Here is a 5,858-nt window from a genome sequence, read left to right as displayed (position 1 = left end):
CCGCAGGGTGGTAATCGGACTATTTTTTCTGATGCGATTCCTGGCTGGTCTTTTCATAATGGCGAAACGTCAGCGAGCGTAACTACAAACAATCTTGTTGATGTAAATCAGCTATCTGCAACACAGGCTCCGGCTTTGCACGCAGAACTGGATAGGATAGGAGTAGATCGAACTCAAGCTAATTATGCTCTGAAGTTAGACTCAGGCAAAAGTATTACCCACAACCGTTTTGTTGTACCTGATTGGGGAAATTTACGCTTTGACCTCCATGTTCCCGAAGCAGAACTGAAACGAGGAAGAAATGTTTTGGTCACTTTGTCAGCAGCAGATGGAAGTCCTTTAGGCGTTTCATCATCCATCAACTTGACGCGAGCAAATCGTACACCAGGTGCTTATTTAGCAGACACCCAAAAGATTGATTATGGAATTGAAGGGTTTGAGACTTTCCAAATAGAGGTACCTGACAATTTGCGCGGTAAAGTAGCAACCCTCAAGTTTGAAGTAGTTGGTGGCGGTACTGTTTACTTAGATAATGTATTTTTCAAAAGTCAACATCTACTGTTTGGAAATCCCTCAGATGCAAGGAACACAACTGACCTTGACGTTGCAGATAGCAATAACTATTTGCTAGAGAAAGCACAGTTTGCCACTGCTTATGATGACAGCAGTAAAACTCCTAAATGGGTAAGTTGGCAAATGAATCGAAAGTGGCTGGGTGAAACTCCTCGCTCAAAAATAGACTTTATTGAAGATAAAAGTATTCCTGAAAGCTGGGGTCGGATCGTAGATAAAGACTACCGTGGCAGTGATTACTCAAAGGGGCATATGCTACCTTCGTCTCACCGCACCAATAGCGAAAAAGACAACATAGCCACTTTTCTGTTGACAAATGTAGTTCCACAGCATTATGATAATAACAATGATTTCCGAGGAGAAATCCCTGATAGTCCAGCATGGACAAGTTTCGACGGTTTTCTTAAACAGATTACTGAGACCGATCCAATTACTGAAACCCCAAAAGAGCTTTATGTTGTTGCTGGGGGTTATGGCAGCAATCTGAATCCGCAGCGTTTCAGTCATAACTCGAAGCCTAGCACATTAACAAACCCCCAAATTCTTACTAACAAAGGAATCAATATTCCTGGTTGGACTTGGAAGGTTGTACTGGATTTAGAGCAACCAGGACTGACTCCTGCTAATGTCACAATTGCTAACGCTGGAACTTATGGCATTTTGACACCCAACGAAGTTGAGCCAGATCATGTACCAACTAATCCAAATGGCACAGTGGGTAATAATGGAGATTTTCCGGTACCAGTTCCTCACCCTTTCAATAGTTTATTAGGGTTGAGTCTTCCAGACATACAAAACAAAGCTGCTTGGAGAAATTGGCAAACATGGAAGCTGACTGTTAACCAAGTTGAGGAATTGACTGGACTTGACTTTTTCTCAAATATTCCCGACGAGATTGAGGAAATAATCGAATCATAAGGCTGATGGTCTAGACATCAAACAAAGTAGCCTGGAAAGCTGACTTGGCTTACCAGGCTCTTGACTTTTAATGAAATTGAACTATATATAGCGAACCTAAATGATTTGTGCAAAGCAAAATATTTGAAAATGCTATCCAGCCAGCATTACTATTACACACTCTTACATAAATGATTTAGGTTACTCATAATTTTCATCTTCATTATTAATAGTTCCATCTGGCATGATGGTATCACTAAAAATCAAACGCCCCTTTGGACTGACTTGAAATGTTGCCCCCATCAAGTTGGCTCTGGTCAGGTTGGTACAATTCAATAGCGTACAAAACAAGCTGGCTTCTCTCAAGTCAACATCAATTAGGTCGCCTAAGAGTTGAGCGTAATCTAGGATAGCATCCCTCAAATTGGCACCAGTCAATATAGTCAGCGATAGGGTAGCAAACTCTAGGTTAGCACTGCTCAAGTTAGCACCGCTGAGATTAACATAACTCAAATCGGCTCTAGTCAAGTTAGCACCGCTGAGATTGATACCACTCAACTCATTCTGACCTGGTTGGAGGTCTTCGATGTATGTCACGTTAGCAACGTTTAAGTCAGCATGACTTAAATCAACTCCTGAGAAATCCCTTTCTCCCGCAGCGTATCGCCTATATAGTTCTTCAACGTCCATGTTGGATGTCCTGAATCTATTTACACTATCAATAATACTGCATTCACTAAATAGCGATCGCGCCTCTTTTTATATTAAATCAATTCCCCACCCTATTAAGGATAGAATCGAAGCAATGTTCAAGTTAACACCACTTAAATCAACCCTAGAGTAATCCCTTTATTCAGCAGTATATTGAGATTTAGGAGAAGACGACCTATGAAAGGATCGCTATTTACTGAAATGAGTGCCTCAGAATTGCTCGAACGTTATGCTGCTCTTGAGCGAAACTTTGCTGGGATTCGTGTTAGTGCGTTCATATATTTGGAAGGAGCAATCTTGAGCGATGCCAATTTTTCCGGGGCTGTTCTGCAGGGTTCGATGATTGGAACTGACTTCACTCGAAGTTACCTGATTGGAGCCGAATTGGCTGAAGTGTCTCTGGAGAAAGCCATCCTGCAACATACCCGCTTGGATGGAGCTACCCTCGCTCAATCGATCCTCGATCGAGCTGACTTGACTCATGCTTGTTTTGTACGTGCCGAGTTGGATGAAACCCTGGTGGAGAAGACCAACTTCTATCGCTCTAATTTGTTCGGTGCTTCCGGTGTAGACATCGAATACTGGCTGGAACAAGAATGTATTTTCTGCCACACTATTATGCCCGATGGCAGTGAGAGGAATGATGGGTGCCAACGTCTAGGTATTTGTGTGTATTAATTCACTTGGAGCCGCTGTAACAGCGGCTCGTGAACTTTCTTTATATTATTAAATCAAACAACGTAGGCGGGAAAACTTGCTAGGCCTACCAGGCTCTTGACTTTTAATAAAATTGAACTAATCTTCATCTTCATTAATACTGCATTTACTAAAGAGCAATATTAGCCGATCGCCCTTTTACCGCCTTTTACCCCTTTGAAGACTTACAACGAAGAAAACCTGGGACGACTGGCAGCGGAGTCAACATTACGATCGCTCGTAACTCAACTCTTAAATTCTGGAATGAGTCGGGAACAGGTAGCGCAAATGATGAATTTATCAACCGTGGAAGTGAGACGATTGGTAGGGGAAAACTTTTGTTCGATCGCACTTTTCCAAGATATCAAGAATAGTGCGATCGAATTATTGGACAAAATGAGAACAGTCAACAGTCAACAGTTAACAATTAACGAATGACTAGAGAGGCTTATTAGTAGGTTTAAAACCCTGCTTTTGAAAATAGGTTCGGAATACCTCTTGAGCAATTGGTGCCGCCGATACAGAACCAAATCCGCCGCCTTCAACTATAACTGCGATCGCAACTTCCGGTTTGTCAGCGGGAGCAAAACCCACAAACATAGAATTGTCAGGATGACCGGGCATTTCCACCGTCCCAGTCTTACCAGCACTTAAAGGAATAGTACCATCATTCATGCGTTTGCCAGTACCTTTTTTCACCACGTCAATCAATCCCTCGCGAACAACATTCAAAGTGGCAGGCTTAATACCTGTGGGAACTTTTTTGGTAATAGGAGTGTTAGTTTGAGAAGCCAATAAATGCGGCTGAACTCGATAACCGCCATTAGCAACAGTTGACACCATCACAGCCAATTCTAAGGGAGTACAAAGTACCAAACCTTGACCGATCGACATTGTTACCGTATCCCCAACATACCAATCTTCCCCATACATTTTCTGTTTCTCTGCTGGTACCGGAACTTGACCGTGATTGGCGGATTCCAACCCCAAAAGGTCTAAATTAATAGTACCGCCAATGCCCATTTTTTTAGCTGCTTTCGCCATTTCTTCGGGGCCGGCAGCCATACCTACTTGATAGAAAAACGTATTGCTGCTGTAGGCTAAAGCGTCGCGGAAACCGATAACGCCGTAACCGCCGCTGTGTTCGTTAAAAGAAATTCCGCCGATCGTAATTGAAGAAGAAGTGGCCACAGTCGAGTCAGGAGAAAACTTGCCCGACTCCATCCCCGCTATAGCAGTGACAATTTTAAAAGTGCTACCGACTGGATAACCTTGAACGGCTCGATTTAAAAACGGTTTTTCTGGCCCTTGCAGCCGCTCCCATTCTGTTTGAGTCACCTTGCGGGTGAAAATATTGGGGTCAAATGTCGGCCAACTAGCCATTGTTAAAAGAGCTCCGGTTTTTACGTCGATCGCCACAACTGCACCCAGGCGATCGCCCAAAGCTTTTTCTGCAGTTTTCTGCATATCTAAATCTAAAGTTAGCTGCACCGGTTTGCCGGGAATAGGGTCTTTTACACCTAAATCTTGGATTTCCTCGCCCTTAGCATTCACCTCGATTAAACGGTTTCCCCAAACGCCCTCTAAAGTTGAATTGGCTAATTTTTCAACTCCCATTTGACCCACGAGCATCCCCATCGGATATGCAGGATTAGCTTTTAATTGCTCTAAACTAGCTTCGCCGACGTACCCCAAAAGGTGAGCTGCTAATTGCTGGTGGGGATTGTCTCGGCTCGATTCTACGCGAATTTCAACTCCCCGCAAACTATTAGCTTGTTCTCCCAAAGCGACGAAAGTACCGACATCAATATCCTTACTAATTCGCACTGGCAGGGCCGATCTGTAGCCAGCGGCATCGATTTTTTTGACAATTTCGGCTGCCGGAAGTTTGACGATCGGGCCCAGTGTAGCGGCGATCTCTTGCCACTCCTTGGCCGATCGCTCTTTTGGCCACACATAGACCGATCGAGATACGCGGCTGGCCGCAAAAATTTTGCCGTTGCGGTCTAAAATTTGACCGCGAGTCGCTGGGACTGAAACAGGGCGAATACGGTTATTTTCCGCCCGCTGTCGGTTGTAGGCTCCCTGTATCAGTTGCAATTCGGCTAGACGAAATATTGGTAGCGCCATCAAGGTAGTGACGATCAGCATAAAAATCATAACTTGGAGCGATCGGCTGCGTTGCCGTGAAGCATTGTCCAAGCCATTTTTGTCGAATCGGACTTTAGAGTTAAAAGAAAAATCGCCAGCCATATTAATTAATCTGCTCTTTTTATTCAACTAACAGGTTGATACGGTTCCCATCCGGATTATTTTGCCTATGATACAGCGATTATAACTTCTCACTCTTTAGTGACAGACATAAATTCGGCCCGTTGGTAGACGAATCAGCCGGATTGCTTGATTAAGGTATATAAGATGTATGTTAAATATCAAGTTTTTTTGACAATTCAACTGTTAAGGAGGTACGAGCGCTGTGGAACCGATCGATTTTTTGATTGCTTGGCTGGTGACGGGTAGCAGCTTGCTACTGATTTCTCAACTGCCGATCGGCGTAGAAATTGACAGCACACCGAAAGCAGTAATTTCCGCTGCAGTTTTGGGAATGTTGAATGTTTTAATTTTGCCAATTCTGAAAGCAGTTTTTTTCGTGCCGAACCTACTGACGTTGGGGTTGCTTTCCGGCGCGTTTGCTTTTGTAATGAACGTGATTGTTTTTGCCTCGGCTGCGAAGCTAGTTGAAGGATTTAGTTTGCGGATGGGCCTTTGGAGCGCGGTACTGGGGGCGATCGCCTTGGCTGTAGTTAGCAGCTTTATCAACGGCGCACTAATTTAGCAACTTCCCCGGATAAAGGGCGATAGAAATCGCCCGATATTTCCCACCCTTAGCTGGCGCGTTTCGTGTGCCTACAACCGATTTCTATCGCCGAATATTTCTTCTCCCTTCTTCCTTCAATCCGTTACATCCGTTACATCCGTTA

General features: G+C 44.0%; 6 protein-coding genes. 4 read left to right on the top strand and 2 right to left on the bottom strand.

All coding sequences use genetic code 11. From position 1 onward, the window contains the following. Positions 1–1,491, top strand: a 1,491-nt coding sequence (locus tag QT984_RS24790) for a DNA/RNA non-specific endonuclease (RefSeq protein WP_333314820.1), incomplete at its 5' end; no start/stop codon positions are given. A 180-nt stretch (positions 1,492–1,671) separates the two neighbouring features. Here the strand turns inward: QT984_RS24790 and QT984_RS24785 are convergent. Continuing rightward, positions 1,672–2,160 carry a pentapeptide repeat-containing protein gene (locus QT984_RS24785; RefSeq protein WP_333052292.1) on the bottom strand — a complete coding sequence of 163 codons (489 nt, stop codon included), beginning with the start codon at positions 2,158–2,160 and terminating at the stop codon, positions 1,672–1,674. 198 nt (positions 2,161–2,358) lie between these two features. Here QT984_RS24785 and QT984_RS24780 point away from each other — a divergent pair, with 198 nt between their 5' ends. After that, on the top strand, positions 2,359–2,859 hold the full coding sequence (locus tag QT984_RS24780; protein WP_333207794.1) for a pentapeptide repeat-containing protein: 501 nt from the start codon (positions 2,359–2,361) through the stop codon (positions 2,857–2,859). A gap of 195 nt (positions 2,860–3,054) precedes the next feature. Then, complete coding sequence (locus QT984_RS24775; RefSeq protein ID WP_333052287.1) at positions 3,055–3,315, top strand: hypothetical protein; 261 nt, start codon at positions 3,055–3,057, stop codon at positions 3,313–3,315. Here the strand turns inward: QT984_RS24775 and mrdA are convergent, their stop codons facing one another. Next, on the bottom strand, positions 3,316–5,130 hold the full coding sequence (gene mrdA, locus QT984_RS24770; RefSeq protein WP_333052285.1) for a penicillin-binding protein 2: 1,815 nt from the start codon (positions 5,128–5,130) through the stop codon (positions 3,316–3,318). It abuts the gene before it with no gap. Between the two features lie 223 nt (positions 5,131–5,353). On the opposite strand from mrdA, the gene QT984_RS24765 reads away from it, so the two are divergent. Further along, the gene (locus QT984_RS24765; RefSeq protein ID WP_333052282.1) at positions 5,354–5,713 is read left to right on the top strand and encodes a phage holin family protein; all 360 of its coding nucleotides are present in this window, start codon (positions 5,354–5,356) and stop codon (positions 5,711–5,713) included. Positions 5,714–5,858 lie beyond the last annotated feature (145 nt).

The sequence above is a fragment of the Microcoleus sp. Z1_B2 genome (assembly GCF_036700325.1).
Lineage (GTDB): Bacteria > Cyanobacteriota > Cyanobacteriia > Cyanobacteriales > Microcoleaceae > Microcoleus.
Note: the sequence above shows the minus strand (reverse complement) of the source record. Positions and strands in the feature narration are given on the sequence as shown.